Here is a 22102-nt window from a genome sequence, read left to right as displayed (position 1 = left end):
TTCTATATAACTAAATGAGCAACTGTTTTTTTGGAAAGAAGTTCCTCATCGACTTGAAACGAGAGCTTGTGATGGTAAATTAAGAAGAATATTGTTGGATAGATTTCTTTTGGTGAAAAATTCTTCTCCGATTTTTCAAAATCATGAAGACAAGCGTTATCAGTATTTCCGAAAAAAGAAAGGATTCTGGAAACTAGAACGGGATTGATTTCACCTCGCGAGTATCCTGTTAGAAATTTAATATTTCTTAATTTATATCCAGTCCGTATCTCTTCATCTGTTACTACTCGAAAATTTTCTCCGGTATTCAAACAATATTTCTCAGCTTCCTCAAACTTTATTAGGTTTTTTTGTACACCAACCAACTTTTTGGGTTTGCATTCAAAAATCCATGTTTTGCCATCTACTACTGCTGAAAAATCCGGAATGTAATAATGCTTCTTTTTGTTTTCCATATACTCAATTCGAAGAGGTTGTTCCTCATACCAAGTAACACTTTCTTCAAACTCTAGCAGATGAATAAAATCCTTCTCAATACTTGATTCATAATGAATCATTCGATTCATTTTTTGTGATGGAAATTTCCCGGTAAAGCTTCCACTATGACTTTTGGGTATTCGAATTGGTGACATACGTCCTTTCAAAAAAAAAGACATGAATGATGTAGTAATTATTTTTTCCAAAAAACAATTATTTGGTATAATAAATACATATTTGTTGCAATAATTATTTTTATTCATGTTTTTTCTTTTTTTCATACTTATGTTGCATATTATTTTTACAATACATTATAGCAGCGATAATTCCCATTTTCAATGAAATAGAATTATCAATTCTGAAAGGAGAAAAATGGAAGCTTTTGGATTATGGATACAAGGTTTACGAAAAGAAATCGATGCCGACCTCAGAATTGTTGGGCAGTTATCAAATTTACATTTCACTACAGTAAGTCGAATAGAAAAAGGATTAAATGAACCGAGTTTAGACACAGCCATAAAAATGGCCACTGCTTTAAATGGTAATCCTGCGGAGTTTTATAAAATTGCCTCTGGAAAAAATCCAGCTACACCCAAAAATTCTAATGAAAATCAACACCTTTACCCTTCATTACAGGATGTCGAATTAATTGAACATAGTTTTGATGAGAACCCTATCCCAATAAGCGATTACATTACTCATTATTTAAACATTATTTGGAAATTGCATAATAAACAAAAAGACAATTCTTTTTATTCAATTGAAAAATCTAAAATGGATTCGATTAGGAAAGAAATTCACAAAGAGACTGAATTTTCATCAGAAGAAGTTTTTAAATACTTACTCACTTGCGATTCAATAATTTTTGAACCCCATTTCAAATATCCAAATAAATTACCTCCTCAACTTGGATATGAAATCTTTATTGATGGCGGGGTTCTATTATCTGAAGAAATTGGAAGATATATTGAATACATACTCGAAAAATCTGATATGCAAAAAGTTGCCCTAAATAGAGATACAGTAAAAAAATATATGAGAATTAACCAGACCATATCAAAACTAATAGAAACTACTCAAATTTCAAGTTTAAAGTTGAATGATATTTATTTACTTGATTTGGAGATTGCTACAAACAATGAGATTTTCATGATGACTTGGAATGCAGCAAGTGAGGAAGTAAGAGAAAATAATCGACTTCAAAAAAATAATGCAGGGAGACTATTATTGACTTTAAGCCGATTTTTAGCTTTATATGACCATCCTGAACCGAATTGGCTTGAAGACTTAAAATCATTATAGAAATCATAAAAAGTATTTTAAGAAGCTACAGGAGTAGTAATTCTTGTAGCTTCTTTTGTTCTTGCATCTTTCTGCACACATTACTATAATTTGATTTCCATTTGTAGCTTGATATAAATAAAATGGCGAGACCTTGGATAACCCTATTAGTCTAGAAAAAAATGCAAATACTTTGTATCAAGGAGATAGATTTTTAAATGAACTATCTGGTTTTTATGATATTAATTCATCCAGAATAATCAAGACTTCAACCCATGAAATTTCTGACAAAATTGATTTTGACACATACATTTTTCTTACTTACAAAGGTTATAGGGGTATAGCCCAATTTGATGATTCTGGGAAAATATTTACAGGAGAGGTCGAAAGAACAAACGCGATAATAACCTTTCAAGGTACAACCCTTAACCAAATTGTTTTGTCCTTTAGTTCTTCAATTGAGATGTATATACCAACGTGCGAAAAAGATGGTGTAAACCATGAGTAATATATAAATTTAAAAAAATAGTTGAGGAAAGATTGTCTGATACTTTAGTCTCAATATGGGGAAAAGAAGTTGGAAATATCATCTGGGATGACCAGAGAAATTTTGCAACTTTCCAATATTCTCCATCCTATCTCAATAATGGTCTTCAGTTGTCTCCATTGAAGATGCCTTTACGAACACAAACATATAGCTTTCCTGACCTTGAATTTAATACTTTTTTAGGATTACCGGGACTTTTATCAGATTCGCTACCTGATAAATTCGGAAATACTATTATCCGGGCATGGTTGAATGTTCACAAAACTCCGGAAGCCTCGTTCGGGACAGTTGACCGTTTGGCTTTGATAGGCAATCGTGGTTTAGGTGCATTGGAATACCCCTCACCCCTCTTGATTGAATCTCCTATACCTCGGCCACTTAATACTCCTAATCTTATTGGACTCATAAACACAATACTTGAAAACAAATTAGATATTTTAACTTCACTCACATATAAAAGTGACTTCTCTCTTCTGAATGAATTATTGCGAATTGGAATATCGGCTGGAGGGTCAAGAGCAAAGGCTATCGTTTGTTGGAATACAGATACAAACGAAATGTTTCCGGGGGATATCCAGCAGTCTGAAAATTTTGGGAACTGGTTGATTAAATTCGATGGTATTGGCAATAACAAAGACAAAGAACAAGCCGACCCGATTGGGTATGGAAAAATTGAATACGCCTATTACCTGATGGCCCAAGCCGCAGGCATAAATATGACGGAATGTTGCTTATTCAACGAGAATGGTAGAAGTCATTTTATGACCAAACGGTTTGATAGAAATGAACGAGGTGAAAAACTACATATGCAATCGCTATGTGGTTTGGCCCACATGGATTTCAATCAAGCTGGTCGTTACTCTTATGAACAGGCAATTCAGGTCATGCGCCAAATAGGGCTTACCCAGGACGAAATGGAACAACAGGTTTTACGGGCAATGTTCAATGTCGTGGGGAGAAATCAGGATGACCATACTAAGAATATTGCTTTTTTAATGAATCCATCAGGTGAGTGGAAATTGTCACCAGCATTCGATGTGACTTATGCGTATGACCCTTCTGGCGCATGGACGAATAAACACCAGATGAGTATTAATGGAAAACGAGATTTTTTCAATAAGGACGATTTAATTGATTTCGCTGCGTTCGCTGGAATAGGCAAAAATCGCGGACTTGAATTACTTGAAAGGGTTATCGATTCAATAAAGAAGTGGCCTGATTATGCAATTCAGCTTGGTATAGTGAAGAATCGAATATTCAGCATTCAATCAACTTACCGACTTTCATTGTTGACTTAATAGAACTATTATGAGCTTGATATTACAATGAATTTTGCATGTGCAACTTCGTAAATATAAACCTCTGTTGAACTAAGAAGCTCTAGTTGTTTTGAACTTACTTTATTTTTCGATAATCCGGGTTGAGCAATACTAATTGTCAGATTTGGAATTAAGTAACGCCATTTTTCCTGAATATTCAATAACAAATTTCTATCTCCAACAATCAATCCAGTTTGATGGTTTTTTCCTCGATTCCTTTCCCGCCGAATTAAATTCTTAAAGAAAACATCCAAATTTCTGTGCCAAATTACAGATTTTTGAGCTTGCCCACATACCTCATAAAGGTCTTCTATTCTTGCTCCGGGTGAATCCTCCGTTGAAAATTTGCAGTGAGAAATGTGCATTATTAAATTGTGCCCATCGATTTTTAAGGCAACAATATCTCCAATTTCACCTGACCCATCATCATCAATAATTAAATCCCAATCTAACAAACTCTTTACATATTCGGTAACCTTATATTGAATAGAATCAACATCCCGATTATGTCCCTGAGATTCTTTCCTAATATTAATTCCATCCCAATCTAAAGTAATTATTTTATTTTTGTCATATGGTAATAAGTTTCTATTCGGTTTTAATAATAAACCGGGAGGTTCAATTTTTGCCTCCTGTTCTAATAGAATTGATAATCCAAGATTGTTCAAAAAATCAGAAAGGTTTACTTCATTTCTTTTTATTACTACTCTAATTTCGTCGGTGATAGCTCGGAAGTTCATACCATTATTCAAAAAAAATATCTCATATCCGACTTTCATATCAGGAGTTACAATTTCAAACTGTATATTTTCATTTGTGTTGAAATTAGAAATTTTCAAGTCGGAATCAATTAAGGCCCATTCGTGACCTGCGTACTTTAATCGAATTTCATCGGAACAATTCGCATAAACTTCATAAGGCCATTCAACTCCAAGAGCAACATAAGGGGGACGTGATTCGACAATTATTGGTCGTATAAAATCACCCATAACATCATCAATATTGATATTTGAATCGGTTACTTTTTTTCCGATATGATTACACCATTCAACCCATTCATTTAGTGAAGATGCTATTCGATAACTCCAAATACGTCCTTTCAATGAAGCACCAATACTTACTCGATAACCATTCTCAAAACCATTTGCAAAAATATTAGTTTTTGTTTTCGTTTGAGCTTCTGCTATTGGGAATCCTTCAATAACATCAGCACCTACAAACAAAGAAAATCTACGACTCCGATTCCGAATATCTAATACACCAACATTTGTTGGAACCAATCTATCAATTCTAGCCATTGAGCGGTATATTTCTTCACCTTTAATAATCTCCACATCACCACCACAAACAGTTTTTGCTAAGTCGCTATAAATACTGTCCGTACTTGAGCCATTGATATACAGGAGGTCGTTTCCTTCATCCCAAAATAATGCAAAAAAATCATATCGTATATCTTTTATTGTCTCTATTGTTCCCCACTCAACTTGTATTCGATTCTCAACAATAAACCATACTACTTTGTCTTTTTCATTAACCGCTATTGGATTTGTAAATAGTTGTTCAACAGGAATATAGTCATATATTGCCTCGGGATTCCAGGCATCACAATGAGTTCGATAAATTACAGTACTCATTTTCAAATCAATACTTTTAATTGAGATATCTTCAGGTAACTTCCCAAACTCATTATCAAATTCATTTGCTTCTTTTTCTTTTGCAATGGAGGTCTCCGACAAATCTTGGATTAAATAGTTCCAATCTGGGTCTTCTGAATAAAGCTTTCGAAGGTTTTCATCAATGATTCCTTCAGGTTTTGATGTGATAATGCTGGCATTACCAATACTTATATTTGACACTCTTGTAAATCTTCCTATAAATTGAAGAGTAACACATAGGCTTTTATGGGCATCATGTATCGCTGCAATTTTCAGGTTTGGCAAATCAAATCCTTCACCAAGCATATTCACACAAATAATTATTCGGCTTCTGTTATTCCTAATTTCCTCTAGTGCATGTTTGCGTGTTTGTGCGTCAAGTGTGCTATGGAGAATTACAGGATTAAAGTCGGAAGCTAACTCTTTATAAATTTGGAGAATTTCTTCTGCCCGTCCAATTCGCTTTACTCTCGCCATCAAAATATGTTGAAATCCTTGGGTTAAATCTCTTCTTAATTGAGCAATAGCTTCTTTGGCAATAGCAATATCCGGTTCTTCAAATTTCGTTACAGGAAGATAATTGATTTTTGAGAAATAACCTAACTTTTGAGCTTGACGCAAAGGGAATGAATAAATAATCTGTCCTGCTACTCTCTTTCCATCTTCCCTGAAAGGTGTTGCGGTAAATTGTAGGACATACTTATTTTCAAAATGAGACCTCAATTTATTCCAAGTATTTGCCTCAACATGGTGAGCTTCATCAATAAATAAATGCGAAAAATTATGTAAAATTTCTTTCCAGATATTATCTGATGATGCATATAAAGCATCTGGTGTAGTAATAATTACATTGCATTTTGAGCAAAAAGCATTCGCGTCATCTACACTCTCAAATGCCTGCCTTAATTGACCAACAACTGGTCGATGAGCATCATTTCCAATAACCCCACTCTTTTGGAGGACACCGAATGTTTCAAATTTCTTTGATAATTGACTTCTAAGTACATCGGACGGAACTACTACTAGAAGACTCTCAATTTGAGCCGCAACCAATAACGCTAACATCGTCTCCGTTTTCCCTGTTCCGGTTGGTAAAACAACAGTAGCAGGTTTTAGGTTATCTGTTGTCCAATAACCTAATATACTGTGTAAAGCACCTAGTTGCGGTAATCGAAGGCCCGCTTTCCCAGATGCATTATCTTCTTGGACAAATTCAAAGTTGTTTTTCCAAGTAAGAATAACTTCTGAAGGTTTTTCAGGAAATAAATTTCCTCTCCAATTTACCTGATTCTCAAAAGGGATAATTTCGGGATGTTGTAATGCGCCAGAACGCAAAAATAAATATCTTTCTGAGGTCAAATCTACAGAAACATTTGATGAAATATTTATTCTTTTCTGGTTATTCTTTCGTATAACACTTAGAGGGTTACTTTGAAAATCAAGTAAACCAATTTCTGAAGCCTCTAATAATTGTTGTGCATTATTCTTTCCTATGCTGATTTTTGATGAATAGCAACCAGGGATATTTACTTCACGTAATTCAGCATTCATTTTCCCCTCAATTCTTGGTGTACACTTTTTTTCGTAACAATGATATTGCGAGTAATTTAAATAGTCAAATAATTAGAATTCATACAAATATGCCCCAAAAAGCTAGTCCGGTTGATAAGCTTATAACTTGGTAAATGGACATATTCTGTTCACCAAAACTCATTTCCAATTCTAGGGCCAAAGTCAATTTCTTTATGGATATTCTCAGGGGTGATTTTTGAAACAAGTTCATCAAAGGAAGGACTTGGATTTTTTAGAGGCTTTATTACTATTTGCTCATTTTCTATATTGACGAAAACCTCATCACCATCAGACAGACCTAATTTATTCAGTATACTTTTGGGTACTCTAATGCCGTACCCACTACCCCATTTTGAAATTCGCTTTTTTATCATGATTTCCCTTAATAATAGAATTCAGTTATAGATTGAGGCAACAAACTAATTAATTCTTGTCCAAAATTTCATAAAATGAATCCCATCGAACCTGTACATTCATCCAGAAATCTGCTGACATCCCGAAAAACTTAGGCAGACGAAGTGCGGTCGATGGTGTAATATTACACCTCCCGTTCACGATACCGTTAATGTGTTGGTAAGGAACATGAATGGCATCAGCCAAGTCACGTTGAGTAAGATTCATTGGAATTAAAAATTCCTCCAGTAGCATTTCACCCGGATGAGGCGGGGTGCGGTTTGAAGGGATGCGTATTATATATCCTTTTTAAAACTCTATATTTTTTGAGAAGTGACCTAAATACGAAAAAAATTTAACTCGACTTTTTTATTTGAATATTGGGTCGCATTCGATAATAACACATCGAGAAATTCTTATTATAGATTTGTTGTTCGTAACAATTCAAAATTACCCGAGCTTACCTAATATCATCGATTTAGAGAAATTAGTAAAATGGGGAAAAAAATTTCCTGTTTAAATTTTATTTTGGATAAAATGAAAACAGGAAATATGCCAAAAAGCCTGTTGCTTCATAAAAAAAGATTGATAGCAAAAAATATATATAAAAAATCAAACTTTGTTGCGAATATTGTTCTTTCTTTGAGCCAACTAATTCTTGTTCACTAATAATTGAAGAAAAATCAGATAAAACGTTCTTAATTTTCAACCGGGAATTATAAAATTTTTGATAAATAAATGAATGCGAATAGATTAGTGAAATACAAATATAAATAAAAAATAAAACTGCGGTCATAATTATTATCTTTGATAAGTATTGTGGATTAATCAAAATAGCTATTACATCAGCTAAAACAATTCCGATTGACTTGTAGAAATCATTTACAAAGTCAGTTGTCATTCTTGATATTGAATCATTAGTATCGTCAAAATAATTATCTAGAAATTGGATAAGTTCTTCTCGTTTTGCAAAATACAGTCCAACATTATTAGTCAAATAAAACTGAAAATTGCATTTTATTGAAGAATATATCTCATCACTCTTAGTTAGAAGGAGAAGAAAATTATCCTGCGGTTCATTTCGGAGATAATAGAAAATAACTTCTCTTGCTATATCCAGCTTATCAGCTTTTGAGTTTTCATAAGCCCATGTAAATATTTTCATTAAGGGTGAAGAATCAAATGTATATCTTTCTTTTAAATCAGAGAGAATTTTCTTTTTATATTGCATTCCAAATTCAACTAAAAAATCTCCTTTGTCAAAAGAGGCTCTATTTGCAACATGGCAAATGCATGCCTCACAACAAATTCTATTGATTTCTATTATCAATTCTTGTTTATCGATTTTGTTTTCTGATATAAAGAATAAATGTGGAGTGTATGAATTATTAATCCCCCAAAAGACTTCATTTTTTCTAAATTCTAGTGCATTTGTTATTTCAATTTTTTCATCCTCTTTAATTATGAAATTTTCGTCCCCGATGGTCGACCAGAGGTCTTTACCATAAAGCTGTAACCAATTTGAATTGGCAAATCCATTTGCATCTGCTAATAAAAAAATCTTATTATAGATATGAACATTCCCCCATTCATCATTCAATTCCCAATAATGAAGTCTCTTAATTGTTTCAACTAATTTATTGGTGAAAATATACATGCATATATTACTATGCGCCGAGAAATCAAATTCATCAATCAACTTTTTCTTATTCAGTGAAACTTTTATATAAATGGTTGAATCGACTTCTGTACAACTTAATTGTTCTAATCGTTCAATAAATGAGCCTAAATTGGATACTTGTTCCTGGCGCAAATGTTCCTTCTTAAATCTTTCTATTATTTTATTTTCGCTATCATCAACAGATTGTGGGGTGATGCTTCCATTAATTTCAACCCTTTGACACATAATTTCTTTCTCATTAATAATTTGAAACATAAAAGAATATTGTTGAATATAACCCAAAATTGAAACATGAAAAATATTCAAAAATTTGCTGCTTTTTGTTATATCTTCCAAAATTTTCTGGGGATTTGTAGTTAATACTTGATAGGTAAAATCTGCTTCATTTTCATCAATATTATGATAATTAGTTCCTATAAAAGAAAATAATAGTTTTAGAGCCTCAGAAAATTCCCCCAATAAAAGTTTATTCATAATCAATCTCGATATTGGAATTTAAAACTTCTAAAGTAATAACAACATTATTTCCATCAGAAGATAGTACTTTTTCCATAACTTCAGGAGGCCCAGAGATTTCTAAACCTAACAATTTTGGGTCAGTTACTTTAATTTTTTACTTTTCTTTTTATTCCTGTCCCCATTTTTAACAATAATGGTGATTCGATTTTAAAATCAGCTAAATCATTAGATTGGATAACATAATTATGAAATTTCTCACTCGTATATCCTTCACCAAACAATTGCTGTTCTTTTATTGCCTTTTCAACATCTTGAATCTCAATATCACCTTTAATTTGACCGATAGTTGATAAAAAACGAGGGACTTTTTCTTTGTAAAATTTTATTCCGTTCGTTAATGAAAATTTGTTTAATTCTGGAACAAGTCTCTTTATTTGATGTTCATCTGACAATTTTGTTTTACACCCTAGAAATACTTGACTAAAGTATTTTCTCGGCTCATCTTGTGTTTGTAAGTCAAATACTTTGATATCGAAGTTTTTTTTATTGGGATGAGGATAAATAGCACCTTTCTGAAGCTGTCTAAATAATATGTCTCTTAATTCTTCAACTTTTAGTTGTGGTATTTGTTCGCCTGTCACTATCTTAATTATCTTTTCATCTTCGCATTTAATTTTGTATATCGCCAAAAAGTCTTTATTAATTATGCCATCATGACAATGTAAAATTGCTAGTAATCCGCGAGAAGCATTTTTGGGCGAAGATTCAAAGAGTATATTGGCTAATTCTATTGAATCATCAAAGAGTTTTTCCGGAGCATCTAAAATATCCTTTATTAATGTCTCAGCATCCACTTTTTGAAAGTTGCCAGATACACAATTCCCAGAATCATTTGTTTGAATTAATTTGTCTGTCAATTCAACAAAGAAATCAAGTATTTCTTTAGGCAAATCGATGGCTTTAATTACTCCTTGAGAAAACTTAAGTTCTGGTTTCTTTTTATCGACTAAGTGATAAGCTAAAGAAATAAGTTTTGTGGCCATGTATTCCTCCCTGAAATTATTTGTTTACCATAATAATACAATAAATAATCTACTTATTGTTGCTATAATTTTATAAAATCCTAGACTCTAAATATCTATTTGAATAGTTAATTAAATTAAATTAGATTAATTGATTCAATAAGAATATTTAACAGTTTGCTAGAATGTTGCCATTACAACTTTGGTAAAAAAAAATAAGAAGCTTATAATATTTTCAGAAAGCTATTTTCTGTTTTCCTACGATTTATTTAAAAATTAATGAAATATACTTACTTATATACGCAAAGAGAAAGCTATGTACTTTGCCTTTGAAGACGGATGATTATTCTTCAGGAGAATAATTATTCCAATAGATATCAATGTTGTTTTGAAATCGTCTTGCCATAGTCTGTAATGTCTCTAGATTATTATCAATAAAAAATGATTTTTTGCCGAGGTTAATGCAACTATCGCCCACAGCGCCACTACCTGCAAAAAAATCTAACACAGTATCCCCAGGATTCGAAGAAGCTCTGATTATTCGATTAATTATTCCTAGTGTTTTTTGGGTTGGGTAACCTTTTCGCTCTTTCGAATTTGTATCTACAATTGTCCACCACCAAGCATCTGTTGGAGCTTTCCCTTTGCAGCTTTTTCTGGGCCAGCCAAACCCGGTGCCATGTATACCTCTAGGTCAGTATCGTCTACATAAAAATGTAATTGTTAGGGTCTTTTACATAAAACAGAATGTTGTCGTGCTTTGGCGGACATTTGCTCATATGTTTTCCACTATAGTCATAAGCCCAAATTATCTCGTTCATAAAACAATTACGTCCAAAGATTTCGTTTAACAAGATTTTGATATAATGAACTTTCAAATTTTCTTTAGAAAATATAGGCTACTATTAGAGGCTAAAACCTGATATGCCTCCTTTAATCGCGATTGGATATATAATTCATAGTTATGGAAATTAATTTTGTTCTAATTCTTTTCTTTTAAAACTCGCAATTTTCTATTAACTTATTAGAACAAACTAATATAAAAAAAGATTAGGGTATTGCCGTTTTTTTTGCCAATATTGTTAATTATCATTAGTAAGAAAATTGCCAATATATTCGTTAAAAAAAAATTCTGTTAATCCTGTTTTGTTCTTTTTAATATAATTGTACATCAACCTTATACAAAATAGTTTGATTAAGGTATTGCCATCATATTCAGTAAACTTTGAGTTTTGTTGAAAGTAAGTGTATTGCCATTTATTGTTATAAAAAAGTAAAATATTGCCAAGTAATTTGAAGATAATTGCCAATAATTTTGATTTAATCGATATCCCTTAAGATTGAGCAATTGCCAGTATCTTTGATTCCCTACATAGGTTGTAGTGAATCAAAGATACTGGCAATAGCGTCATAATAACTGGCAATAGAATCAAAATAATTAGCCATAAACTTAATAGATTTATTTGAATACTCAAATTATCATAACTAAAGAGGCTGCTTTTGAGGTCAGCCTCTTTTTATCTCTTCTTTTTAGGACGAATCCAGGTTAGTTATGAGTCTCCCTCATGTTCTATTTTTAAGTGCAACTTCAGTCAGGATTATTGGCGTCATCCAGACAAGTAACCGCATGAAAACTACTCCACCCATAGAATGGCGTATCAATCCAGCGCTATCTCCAAAGAAACTAGCCACGTATAGTCCATAAATGATACATATGATCCAAATAATAAAGAACATCCAGGGTAGATTGTCAGGTAAATTTTCCCGTAATCCAGAAAATACGATTAAGAATCCACTAACCAAAGGAAATACAAATGCTGTGCTGGAGAGAGGATGTAAAATATCCCCTAAAGCCAATACCATTTTTCGCCATAATGTTGGATATGTATAAAAAAATGGTTGTATGTTCTCAGAGAACGCATCCGATAATCTTCCAAAAAATTCGGTAATCATAAATCCTGGATGTTGGAAAAGAAATAACAAGTATGTCTTGGAACCATTTTCTTTTACCCATTCAGGCGTCCAAGGTCGTGGCATACCATGGTCTGTGAAGAATTTCAAGCGTGATGAATATCCTTTAATCCAATCATAGTAGATATCTGTCCAACCGTATATCCATCTGTTTGCCGATAATGTAGTAAACGAATACCAAAAAGCAAGAAATCCAACCCAAACTGCCAATCCCGTAACCCAATACACGGGTATCTGTTTTCGAATATTAGGGATTGCCAGAAGAAGGAACAACAGGACAACCAGTATTATCAAAGTATTTGCGTTGGAATCGCGTAAAAAAGCCCATACTGGAACAAGAAGTCCCCATATAACAAACAAAGAGCCGGTGATTTTTCCTTTGATTTTTTTATCAACAAATATTCTGAATAACAATTCAACAGTTATGGCAGAGAGAAGAATAAAGGAAGAGAAACAGAGAGATTCCGTCATCAGTATGGAATCCCATTCAACCATTGATGGGGTAAATGCAAAAGCCAAGATAATTGCCGCGGCGATGGGACGAAGTAATTTATTATTGAGTCTTCTACAAAAGATAACGGTAAAGAAAGTCCATGAAAAGACTGCAAGAATCGCCTGCACACTAACAGCTATATCAAACCCGGGTTGCATTGCTTTATTTCTGGTTCCAACTCCGTGGGCTGCAGGGTAGCTGATGGCTGTTGGGCTTGGAAAACCATCTTCAGGTTTAAAGAGGCTTAAGAAAACAGGATAACTGGGTAATCGCCGAGATGTGAACGCTTCCCAACTAAACAGAGGTATCTCCACCTGATTGTAATATGATGAAGAATCATTTGTGGCAATGGATAATCGAATATCCTCATAAAATGAGAAGCGAAAAACTATAGCACCCAGAATAATCAGGAAGGTTAAAATATCGAAAGCAGATTTTTTTAACCAGCCCCTGACTGGCAAAGGTTGTTTCTTCATAACTAAATTATTCCAACCTTCTTTCCAACTTTCTTAAATGTTTCAAGCACTCTATCCAACTGTGCATCTGTATGAGATGCCATATAACTAGTGCGTAATAGTTGACATCCTGGTGCAACTGCTGGAGATATCACTGGGTTTACAAAAACACCTTCATCAAATAATGTTCGCCAGAACAAAAAGGTTTTCTGATCATCACCCACCATGATTGGTATGATAGGTGTCACGGATTTTCCCACATTGAATCCCATCGATTTATATCCATCCCGCATTTTTTCACCAATCTGGTTTATTCGTTTTATACGTTCGGGTTCATCTTTCATGACGTGTAATGCAGCCATGGCCGAAGCCGTTGATGCCGGAGTAATACTTGCGCTGAAGATTAATGATCGTGCATGGTGTTTAATATAGTCAATAATATCTTCATCACCCGCAACAAAGCCACCCAGAGAAGCAAAACTCTTGCTAAAAGTAGACATGACCAGGTCTACCTTATCGGTAAGGCCAAAATGCCAGGCAGTTCCATGCCCATCTCCTGTTACACCAATACCATGAGCATCATCGATCATTATTCGGGCACCATATTTCTGGCATGAATCCACTAACTCCGGAACCATTGCCAGATCTCCTTCCATCGAAAAAACTCCGTCAGTCACTAATAACTTTCCCGATGTTTCAGGGATACTTCTCATAACCCGATCGAGGTGATCAAGATCGTTATGACGGTATCGTTCTATCTTTCCAAAACCAAGTCTTGCACCATCGACAATACTCGCATGGTCATCTTTATCAAGAATAACAGTGTCATCTTTGTTTAACAGGGCACTTATTGTGCCAAGATTTACTTGCATTCCAGTTGAAAAAGTTAATGCAGCCTTCTTTCCCACCCATTCAGCCAATTCAGCTTCAAGATTTTCATGCATTTCAAGGGTCCCATTGAGAAATCTTGATCCAGTACAACTTGTACCATACTTTTTTATTGCTTCTATAGCGGCTTCCCGAACTTTTGGATGAGTAGTTAGACCGAGGTAATTATTTGACCCGCACATAATCATGCGATGGCCTTTGAATGTGACTTCGGTTCCTTCATTTTCAGTCAAAGGGATGAAATAAGGATAATATCCTTCTTTTATGGCGGTTTTTACTTCTGTATATTGAAAACATTTTTCAAAGATATCCATGACTGTCTCCATATATTGAAAATGAATAATTTTGCATACATCGGAATGAATAATGCTTCCATCCGAGAATTCTACAAATTTCCATTTTTGTATTTTTTATATGCTTTCAAAGACATGTGATCCAAAACTTTGAAAGTCACATTTCCCATAAAGTTTTGAAGCCAGTAAATCATGGATGGTTCAAAACCCGGGGTGATAATATACTGGTGTCTTTCAATTCCACGTACAATTCCCGCTGCAACAGCTTGCGGAGTCATTAAACCTGCCGAACCCGCTATCTCTTTTGTCACTGCTGGTTTGAATTTTGACTCATATGCAAGTTGTTCGGTGTCGGTATCTGGAGGAAATACAATCGCCACATCAATTCCTCGAGGTTTCAATTCATTACGAAGAGCATCTGAAAATCCGGTAACAGCAAACTTTGATCCACTATATGCCGTATAACCATATATCCCGAGAAAACCACTTACCGATGAAATATTCACAATAAGCCCAGTCTTCTTTTCAAGCATTGCAGGTAATACTGCCTTAATAATATTAACAGTACCAAAATAATTCACATTCATTGTTTTATGAAATATCTCTAGAGGTAGATCTTCGATATTTCCAGGATGGGCAAAACCTGCAGAATTGATTACGATATCTGGAGCACCATTCTCTGTTATGAATCCACCAATTTTTTCCATTACATCTCTCGAGGAGGTAACATCCAACGGAATCCCATTAATTGTCTGATCTGTTTCCATCCTCGCATTTTTGATAATATCTACAGCTTTATTCAATCTTTCGATATCGCGCGCGATGATAGTTATATTTGCGCATTTTCTTGCTAGCGCTTCACTTACAGCCAATCCGATTCCCCGTGATCCGCCGGTAATTAATACATTTTTACCCCTGAAATTCATCGTCAATTTCCTTTATCTCACATTCACATAATCCCAATGGTTGTTTGTAACCCATTGGGATAGTTTGGTTTATGTAATGAATTCTAATTCTAGTTTAATCTGCTGAAATTCAAGTATACCCGGAATCTACTTGATTAAGCAGTTCGCCTATGCTAAAATATATACGCTTTTAGCTTTTTAGTCGTCCTTGAAAAGTGGGTTTCCCCCACTTTTCTGTTTGTAACGGGTTTCACTCGGAGTCTGTAAAGAAATGAAAAACGAATTCACACTGGCTTTCAATGAAGTTCTGGAAGAAAAACAATTACCGAAAGAGATCATTCTGCAGGCATTGGAATCTGCTATGGTTTCAGCCTATCGACGTGCGGTCAATGCTTCAAATGCACAATTAGTTGAAGCAAAAATTGACCCCGATTCTGGCCAGGTCACCATCTATGCCGAAAAAGAAGTTGTAGAAGAATCTCAAGATGAACGCACAGAAGTGACTCTGGAAGAAGCACGCAAGGTAAATCCAAATGCCGAATTGGGCAGCATGGTATTGGTTGAATCTACTCCCAAGGATTTCGGCCGTGTTGCTGCACAGACTGCCCGTCAGGTGATTCAACAGAGAATCCGTGATGCCGAGCGCCAATCGCAATTGAGTTTTTATGAAAAACAGCTTGGTGAAATCGTATCAGGGGTTGTTCAGGCAGTTGGTGGCCAAGGTTTAACAATCGGCCTTGAAATGAAAGCAGAAGGCACGATGCCCCGCAAAGAAATGATTGGCGGTGAGCGATTCCGTATTCACGATCGCGTTCGTGCATTGATTTCCGAGGTAAAAGATTCACAGCGCGGGCCACAAATCATCCTTTCAAGAACTCATCGAAATTTTCTGCGCCGTCTATTGGAAAACGAAGTGCCAGAAATTTATCACGGTGTAGTAGAAATTCGTTCTATCGCCCGTGAGCCGGGTCAGCGTGCCAAAGTAGCCGTTTCAGCTGCTCAGGCAGGTATTGATCCAGTTGGTGCATGTGTTGGAATTCGCGGTGTCCGAATTCAGGCAATTGTTCGTGAATTGCATGATGAAAAGATCGATGTAATTGAATGGAGCAATGATCCGGCAGTATACATAGCCAAAGCAATATCTCCTGCCCGTGTTAGCGGAGTCTATCTGAACGAACAGTCAGAAAATGGTAAAACAGCCACGGTTGTTGTGCCAGAAGACCAATTAAGTCTGGCTATTGGTCGTGATGGTCAAAATGCCCGTTTGGCTGCCAAATTGACTGGCTGGCGGATTGATATTAAGAGCCTTCCTGAAGCTGCCAGTGATGCCTTAAACAAATTATCTTCAGATGAGACATACATGATGCAGGCTGAAGCTGAACATGATGTAATTCCAGTCATTGAAGCCATGCTTGTAAAGAAAGCTGACGGCCGCCCGCTTCCACCTGAAGAATATGATGTAATGACGAAATTTGTGGATCGTGTTGAACGCCGGGCAATCGCTCACAAACAACCGACTCCTGACATGGAAGAAGAAAAAATCGTTGAGGTTCTTAAAGATATTCCAACAGAAAAATTGGATGTGGATATCTTGGATTCTGGTTTACCTGAGCACGTTACATACCTCCTTCAGGAAGCAAATATTCTTACAGTTCGTGACCTGGCTTACACATACCGCACATCACCTGATAGTATTTTAAAACTCCAGGGTATTGGACCACGAGCCATGCAGGAAATTCAGAATTTCATGTCACAACTGGAAGCTCCTGCGGTTGTTGAAGTACCAGAACCCATTGTAGAATCTCCAATCGTAGAAACCCCGATTGTTGAAACAACACCAGTTTCAGATGTTGAAATGGCGGAACCGGTAACGACAGTTGAATCTGTAGAAGAGCCAGAAGAGGAAGTGTCATTTGATCAATTATTCTCTCTGAAATCAGAAGCCTTGGATATCATTGAACCTGTTTCAGAAGAAGATGATGAATTGGACGAAGTCTCCAAAAAATCCGGGAAGAAAAAGAAACCGAAACATGTTGAAGTTACATATGATCCTGATCGTGATATGACCACAGTAATCAAGAAACATAAACGTGGCGGCGGTTGGGACTGGGATGAGTAAGAATTAGAGTAAAGGAAAGGTGGCAAAAAAATCTGGTAATCGTATTCGGCATATACCCCAGCGAACGTGTGTTGGATGCCATCAGGTGTTGGAGAAAAAAAATCTAATTCGCCTGGTTCGCACGAATGAGGGTATTATCATCGACCCCGGTGGCAAGATCGCCGGTCGCGGTGCATATCTTCATGAAAACAAACGATGTTGGGAAAATGGGCTAAAAGGTCCTCTTGCCAGTGCTTTGAAAACTGAATTGACCGAGATGGATCGTGAAGTACTAAGATCTTATCTTACAAATCTTCCGGATGATGTAGTGGATACTGCTCATTCACCAAAAATGGAAGAGTAAAATGTAAGAGTTCTTAATATCCAACATTCTCGCGTCATTCATCAAGAACAATATGATCGGGCCCTGATTTCCATTTCATGGGGGAGGAAAGACAGGCTCGCTAATAACTGGAGGTGCAGTATGAGCGAGAATGGGCATAAAACAATTGAGTTGGCCGGTAGTGTCACAGTCCGTGATCTGGCCACAGCCACATCTACCAGTCCCATTCAGGTGATAAAAATCCTGATGGCCAACGGTGTGATGGCAAATATTAACCAGATGGTTGATTTTGATACAGCGGCCATCGTTGCCTCAGAATTAGGCTTCGAAGCAACATTAGAGGTGGAAGAAGAAGTCAAAGAGACTGAAACTGGGGAAATTCCCTTCTGGCGGCAAATTATTGCCAATGAGGATTCATCCAAACTTGTCAATCGTCCACCTGTTGTAACTATCCTTGGTCATGTTGATCACGGCAAAACCACTTTGTTGGATGCCATCCGGCATAGTGAAGTGGCTGCTGGAGAGGCAGGCGGAATTACACAACATATTGGTGCTTATCAAGTTGAGCATAAAGGAAAATTAATTACGTTCCTTGATACACCAGGGCATGCTGCCTTTACTGCCATGCGTGCCCGTGGTGCCCAGGGTGCTGATATCGTTATTCTGGTTGTTGCGGCAAACGATGGGATTATGCCTCAAACTCGTGAAGCGATCGCACATGCCCGGGCAGCTCGTGTACCGATTATTGTCGCTTTGAACAAGATTGATCGGCCTGACGCCAATCCCGACTTCGTTAAGAAACAATTAGCTGACCTTGATCTTGTCCCGGATGAATGGGATGGAAATACAATGGTCGTTCCAGTATCAGCCAAACAAAAGACCGGTATTGAAGATCTCCTGGAAGCCATTCTTCTTGTTTCTGAAAGTATGGATATCAAAGCCAACCCCTCAAGCAATCAGATCATCGGAACTGTCATTGAAGCAGAACTTGATCATGGCAAAGGTGTTATGGCAACCTTGCTTGTACAGAATGGCAGTCTTGAAGTAGGTGATGTCATATTGGCCGGTAAAGCTGTTGGCAAGCTTCGCGCTATGTTTGATTTCCACGGTAAGAAAATTAGAAAAGCTGGGCCTTCTTCCCCCGTTCAGGTCATGGGATTATCCGACGTTCCAGAAGCCGGAGAATTATTCCAGGTCTATTCCAGTGAAAAAGAAGCCCGGTTGATTGCGGAAGAACGTAAAGCACAGGTTCAACAAAAATCAATCAATGCGCCAAAAGCTTCTCTTGAATCACTTTTTAACCGGATTCAAGCTGGTGAAACAAAAGAATTACGGCTTATTATCAAAGCAGATGTTCAGGGTTCTCTCGAACCGATTACCACTGCATTGAATGAAATTGAAAAAGGTGATGTCAATATCAATGTTTTGTATTCTGAAACAGGCGATATTGGTGAAAATGATGTTAATCTAGCTTCTGCTTCCAAGGCCATTATTGTAGGCTTCAATGTTCAAGCTGATTCTAATGCAAAACGTCTGGCTGAAGTCGAGGGAGTATCTATTCGTCTATACGAAATCATCTACCGATTGACCGAAGATGTAGAAAAAGCTTTGAAAGGTATGCTTGAACCAGAATTTAAAGAAGTTCAAATAGGCAAAGCAGAAGTTCTGGCAGTTTTCAAAATTTCCAAACTTGGTAATATTGCCGGTTGCAGAGTTACCCAGAATGAAATCAGACGCAATGGTAAGATTCGTGTCATACGTAATGGAGAAAAAGTGTTTGAAGGTGATATTTCATCACTCAAACACGAGAAAGATGATGTCAAGGAAGTCCGTCAGGGATTTGATTGTGGTATTTCCCTGAAAGGCTTCGAAAGTTTTGCAAAAGGTGATATTCTGGAATGCTTTACGTTGGAACGTTCAGGCTGACCAGAATAGCAAAGTAGAAAGAGTCACATTATGCCATCAAGTTTAAGGCTTCAACGGATTGCAGATAGAATCCGTCAGGAGTTATCAGAAATGGTAATTAAGGAAATTGCCGATCCAAGATTGGATGGTATTTCTATTACAGATGTAAAAGTCGATCGCGAACTTGCGTACGCAGATGTTTTTGTTTCAGCCATCGAAGGTCAAATCCGGTCAAAAGAAGTAATTAATAGTCTTGACCATGCTTCCGGCTTTTTACGAAAATCATTGTCAGATAGAATTGAACTGCGCGTTTTCCCGCGATTACGGTTTCATTGGGATCCCACACCAGAACGGGCAGATCATATCGAAACTCTCCTTGCCTCGCTAAGACAAGAAAAAGAAGATGCATCAAAAAATGACAAACCCGATTGACCTCGAAATTCGATCTGCCTTTCAAAAGGCCGATCGGATTGTCGTTACATCCCATATTCGACCAGACCAGGACGCAATTGGTTCCCTACTCGGTCTGGGTACTGCACTTGAAGACGCTGGAAAACATGTGCAAATGGTGCTGGCAGATTCTATCGCAGTGGGGATGCGATTTCTCGAAGGAGCAGAAAAAGTCAAACATAAAGTCGAGGATCCTTTTGATCTCTTTATATCGTTGGATTGTTCTGATACAAAGAGATTGGGAGATGCCCTTCCACAAGATGTTATGGTTGACATCAACATCGATCATCATTTATCCAATCTAAATTTTGGCCGTATCAACCTGGTGGAATCAGAAAACGTAGCTACTAGTGCTGTAATTGCTGCTCATTTGGATGCCTGGGGATTGAGCATGACAAAGCCTGTGGCAGCAGCATTGTTGATGGGCATTCTTGGCGATTCTCTCGGTTTCCGAACCAGCAATACATCTTCAGACACACTTCGTCTTGCGGCAGATTTAATGGATAAGGGAATCAATCTTGCGGAGATGTATTCCAAAACTTTAGTGCGCCGTACTTTTGAAGCGGCAAAATACTGGGGTATTGGTTTGACCAATCTTACTCAAATGGATCGGGTAATCTATTCAGTTTTATCTCTCAAAGATCGAAAATCGGTTTCCTATACAGGGAATGATGATGCCGATTTGATTAATATGCTTAGTTCTATTGATGGTGCATCTGTTGCTGTCATGTTTGTTGAACAAGGGCATAATAAGGTCAAAGTCAGTTGGCGGGCAATACCCGGACTGGATATATCAAAATTAGCGTTATCTTTTGGCGGTGGTGGTCATCCGGCAGCTTCTGGTGCAGAAATTAATGGTACGCTGGATGAAGTAAAGGAAAGTGTATTATCTGCCACTATCAATTATGTCAAAAATAGCGATAATAAAAATAATCGGGAATAACAGGTGAGGAAATAAAAAAGATGGGAGAACTCAAATAACTATGTATGAGGAATCCTTCAACATAAACAATGCCATTTCAGGCGTGCTGGTTGTAGATAAGCCAGTAGGTTTAACATCGCATGATGTAGTACAAATAATTCGCAAGGGTACAAATATTCGTAGAGCTGGTCATACGGGTACTCTCGATCCTCGAGCTTCCGGGGTTTTAGTTGTGCTTTTGGGTCCAGCTGTACGCCTTAGTGAATATGTATCAGCTTCAGACAAGCGTTACCAGGCAGTGGTGCGCCTTGGTCAATCCACCGACACATACGATGCAGAAGGTCGGATTACCGGCGGATCTTCGCCGGTCAATATCACAGAAGATCAATTTGAAAATGAATTGAAAACATTCATTGGTGAAATTGAACAGGTTCCACCTCCATACTCTGCCATTAAAGTCAAAGGGAAAAAAGCCTATGATATGGCCCGCGATGGCGAAGAATTTGACCTTGCACCTCGCACCATTCATGTTTATAACCTTGATTTGCTTGAATGGGCACCACCAGAAGCGGTAATAGATGTTTACTGCTCATCAGGTACGTATGTCCGCTCATTGGCCCATGATCTGGGTGAAAAACTGGGGTGCGGTGCTCATCTGGTTGGACTTCGTCGTACAAAAAGTGGACGATTTACATTGCGAGATGCCGTTCCACTGCGGAAACTTCGTGAATCATTCGATGCCGGTAATTGGTATCAGTACCTGATCCCTGCGGCCGAAGCTTTATCAGATTGGCCGGCTCTTGAGTTAACCAATGAACAGGTAGAAGCCGTACGCCACGGTATTCGAGTTCAATCCCCTGCTCTGCAATCAAATTGGGCTCGCGGTATCAACGAACAGGGAGAACTTGTTGCGTTGATGGAATTTAATACCGAATCAAATGAGTGGCAGCCGAAAAAAGTCTTTTTCTCTTGA

Annotated in this window: 19 protein-coding genes; 9 read left to right on the top strand and 10 right to left on the bottom strand. The window is 36.8% G+C overall.

What is annotated here, in order from left to right:
• Positions 1–2: 2 nt before the first annotated feature.
• Entirely contained in the window at positions 3–632 is a 630-nt protein-coding gene (locus LTAR_RS07150; protein ID WP_158423405.1) for a TnsA endonuclease N-terminal domain-containing protein, read from the bottom strand.
• Between the two features lie 217 nt (positions 633–849).
• Between LTAR_RS07150 and LTAR_RS07145 the strand changes: the two genes are divergently transcribed.
• From LTAR_RS07145 to LTAR_RS07135, 3 genes are all read left to right on the top strand, one after another.
• Positions 850–1779 (top strand): helix-turn-helix domain-containing protein, encoded by a 930-nt coding sequence (locus tag LTAR_RS07145; protein ID WP_062421477.1) that lies wholly within the window; start codon positions 850–852, stop codon positions 1777–1779.
• Between the two features lie 133 nt (positions 1780–1912).
• Positions 1913–2266, top strand: coding sequence for a hypothetical protein (locus LTAR_RS07140; RefSeq protein WP_062421476.1), 354 nt, complete (start codon positions 1913–1915; stop codon positions 2264–2266).
• A gap of 32 nt (positions 2267–2298) precedes the next feature.
• Entirely contained in the window at positions 2299–3603 is a 1305-nt protein-coding gene (locus tag LTAR_RS07135) for a type II toxin-antitoxin system HipA family toxin (protein WP_062421475.1), read from the top strand.
• A gap of 8 nt (positions 3604–3611) precedes the next feature.
• Here LTAR_RS07135 and LTAR_RS07130 read toward each other — a convergent pair whose 3' ends face one another.
• From LTAR_RS07130 to LTAR_RS07090, 9 genes are all read right to left on the bottom strand, one after another.
• On the bottom strand, positions 3612–6830 hold the full coding sequence (locus tag LTAR_RS07130) for a DEAD/DEAH box helicase (protein ID WP_062421474.1): 3219 nt from the start codon (positions 6828–6830) through the stop codon (positions 3612–3614).
• Between the two features lie 149 nt (positions 6831–6979).
• Positions 6980–7225: an AbrB/MazE/SpoVT family DNA-binding domain-containing protein gene (locus LTAR_RS07125; RefSeq protein WP_062421473.1), complete on the bottom strand. Its 246-nt coding sequence runs from the start codon at positions 7223–7225 to the stop codon at positions 6980–6982.
• 49 nt (positions 7226–7274) lie between these two features.
• Entirely contained in the window at positions 7275–7544 is a 270-nt protein-coding gene (locus tag LTAR_RS17630) for a HigA family addiction module antitoxin (protein ID WP_062421472.1), read from the bottom strand.
• Positions 7545–7767: 223 nt separating this feature from the next.
• Complete coding sequence (locus LTAR_RS07115) at positions 7768–9399, bottom strand: hypothetical protein (RefSeq protein WP_062421471.1); 1632 nt, start codon at positions 9397–9399, stop codon at positions 7768–7770.
• Between the two features lie 131 nt (positions 9400–9530).
• Entirely contained in the window at positions 9531–10427 is an 897-nt protein-coding gene (locus tag LTAR_RS07110) for a nucleoid-associated protein (RefSeq protein WP_062421470.1), read from the bottom strand.
• A 322-nt stretch (positions 10428–10749) separates the two neighbouring features.
• On the bottom strand, positions 10750–11091 hold the full coding sequence (locus LTAR_RS17625; protein WP_081419867.1) for a DNA methyltransferase: 342 nt from the start codon (positions 11089–11091) through the stop codon (positions 10750–10752).
• A gap of 878 nt (positions 11092–11969) precedes the next feature.
• Positions 11970–13346: a hypothetical protein gene (locus LTAR_RS07100; RefSeq protein ID WP_062421468.1), complete on the bottom strand. Its 1377-nt coding sequence runs from the start codon at positions 13344–13346 to the stop codon at positions 11970–11972.
• A gap of 2 nt (positions 13347–13348) precedes the next feature.
• A complete protein-coding gene (locus LTAR_RS07095) occupies positions 13349–14527 on the bottom strand; it encodes an aminotransferase class I/II-fold pyridoxal phosphate-dependent enzyme (RefSeq protein ID WP_062421467.1) in 1179 nt (392 codons plus the stop codon).
• Positions 14528–14598: 71 nt separating this feature from the next.
• A complete protein-coding gene (locus tag LTAR_RS07090; protein WP_062421466.1) occupies positions 14599–15432 on the bottom strand; it encodes an SDR family oxidoreductase in 834 nt (277 codons plus the stop codon).
• A gap of 250 nt (positions 15433–15682) precedes the next feature.
• Here LTAR_RS07090 and nusA point away from each other — a divergent pair, with 250 nt between their 5' ends.
• The 6 genes from nusA to truB all read left to right on the top strand — a co-directional run bounded on the left by nusA (position 15683) and on the right by truB (position 22102).
• Positions 15683–17530: a transcription termination factor NusA gene (nusA, locus tag LTAR_RS16850; protein WP_081419866.1), complete on the top strand. Its 1848-nt coding sequence runs from the start codon at positions 15683–15685 to the stop codon at positions 17528–17530.
• 19 nt (positions 17531–17549) lie between these two features.
• Positions 17550–17873 carry a YlxR family protein gene (locus tag LTAR_RS07080; protein WP_062421465.1) on the top strand — a complete coding sequence of 108 codons (324 nt, stop codon included), beginning with the start codon at positions 17550–17552 and terminating at the stop codon, positions 17871–17873.
• Between the two features lie 120 nt (positions 17874–17993).
• Positions 17994–19778, top strand: coding sequence for a translation initiation factor IF-2 (gene infB, locus LTAR_RS07075; RefSeq protein ID WP_062421464.1), 1785 nt, complete (start codon positions 17994–17996; stop codon positions 19776–19778).
• 30 nt (positions 19779–19808) lie between these two features.
• Entirely contained in the window at positions 19809–20189 is a 381-nt protein-coding gene (gene rbfA / locus LTAR_RS07070) for a 30S ribosome-binding factor RbfA (protein WP_081419865.1), read from the top strand.
• Complete coding sequence (locus tag LTAR_RS07065) at positions 20173–21150, top strand: DHH family phosphoesterase (protein WP_062531893.1); 978 nt, start codon at positions 20173–20175, stop codon at positions 21148–21150. Before rbfA ends, LTAR_RS07065 begins: the two co-directional genes overlap by 17 nt.
• Before the next feature lie 40 nt (positions 21151–21190).
• Positions 21191–22102 carry a tRNA pseudouridine(55) synthase TruB gene (gene truB, locus LTAR_RS07060; protein ID WP_062421461.1) on the top strand — a complete coding sequence of 304 codons (912 nt, stop codon included), beginning with the start codon at positions 21191–21193 and terminating at the stop codon, positions 22100–22102.

Source organism: Leptolinea tardivitalis (assembly GCF_001050275.1).
Classification (GTDB): domain Bacteria; phylum Chloroflexota; class Anaerolineae; order Anaerolineales; family Anaerolineaceae; genus Leptolinea; species Leptolinea tardivitalis.
The sequence above is the reverse complement of the archived record's forward strand: the minus strand, read 5'-3'. Positions and strand labels throughout refer to the sequence as shown.

Bases quoted from the DNA above. Each gene is read 5' to 3' on its own strand.
- LTAR_RS07150 (WP_158423405.1), bottom strand. From the start codon at position 632: ATGTCACCAATTCGAATACCCAAAAGTCATAGTGGAAGCTTTACCGGG.
- LTAR_RS07145 (WP_062421477.1), top strand. From the start codon at position 850: ATGGAAGCTTTTGGATTATGGATACAAGGTTTACGAAAAGAAATCGAT.
- LTAR_RS07130 (WP_062421474.1), bottom strand. From the start codon at position 6,830: ATGAATGCTGAATTACGTGAAGTAAATATCCCTGGTTGCTATTCATCA.
- LTAR_RS07125 (WP_062421473.1), bottom strand. From the start codon at position 7,225: ATGATAAAAAAGCGAATTTCAAAATGGGGTAGTGGGTACGGCATTAGA.
- LTAR_RS07115 (WP_062421471.1), bottom strand. From the start codon at position 9,399: ATGAATAAACTTTTATTGGGGGAATTTTCTGAGGCTCTAAAACTATTA.
- LTAR_RS07110 (WP_062421470.1), bottom strand. From the start codon at position 10,427: ATGGCCACAAAACTTATTTCTTTAGCTTATCACTTAGTCGATAAAAAG.
- LTAR_RS07100 (WP_062421468.1), bottom strand. From the start codon at position 13,346: ATGAAGAAACAACCTTTGCCAGTCAGGGGCTGGTTAAAAAAATCTGCT.
- LTAR_RS07095 (WP_062421467.1), bottom strand. From the start codon at position 14,527: ATGGATATCTTTGAAAAATGTTTTCAATATACAGAAGTAAAAACCGCC.
- LTAR_RS07090 (WP_062421466.1), bottom strand. From the start codon at position 15,432: ATGAATTTCAGGGGTAAAAATGTATTAATTACCGGCGGATCACGGGGA.
- nusA (WP_081419866.1), top strand. From the start codon at position 15,683: ATGAAAAACGAATTCACACTGGCTTTCAATGAAGTTCTGGAAGAAAAA.
- infB (WP_062421464.1), top strand. From the start codon at position 17,994: ATGAGCGAGAATGGGCATAAAACAATTGAGTTGGCCGGTAGTGTCACA.
- rbfA (WP_081419865.1), top strand. From the start codon at position 19,809: ATGCCATCAAGTTTAAGGCTTCAACGGATTGCAGATAGAATCCGTCAG.
- LTAR_RS07065 (WP_062531893.1), top strand. From the start codon at position 20,173: ATGACAAACCCGATTGACCTCGAAATTCGATCTGCCTTTCAAAAGGCC.
- truB (WP_062421461.1), top strand. From the start codon at position 21,191: ATGTATGAGGAATCCTTCAACATAAACAATGCCATTTCAGGCGTGCTG.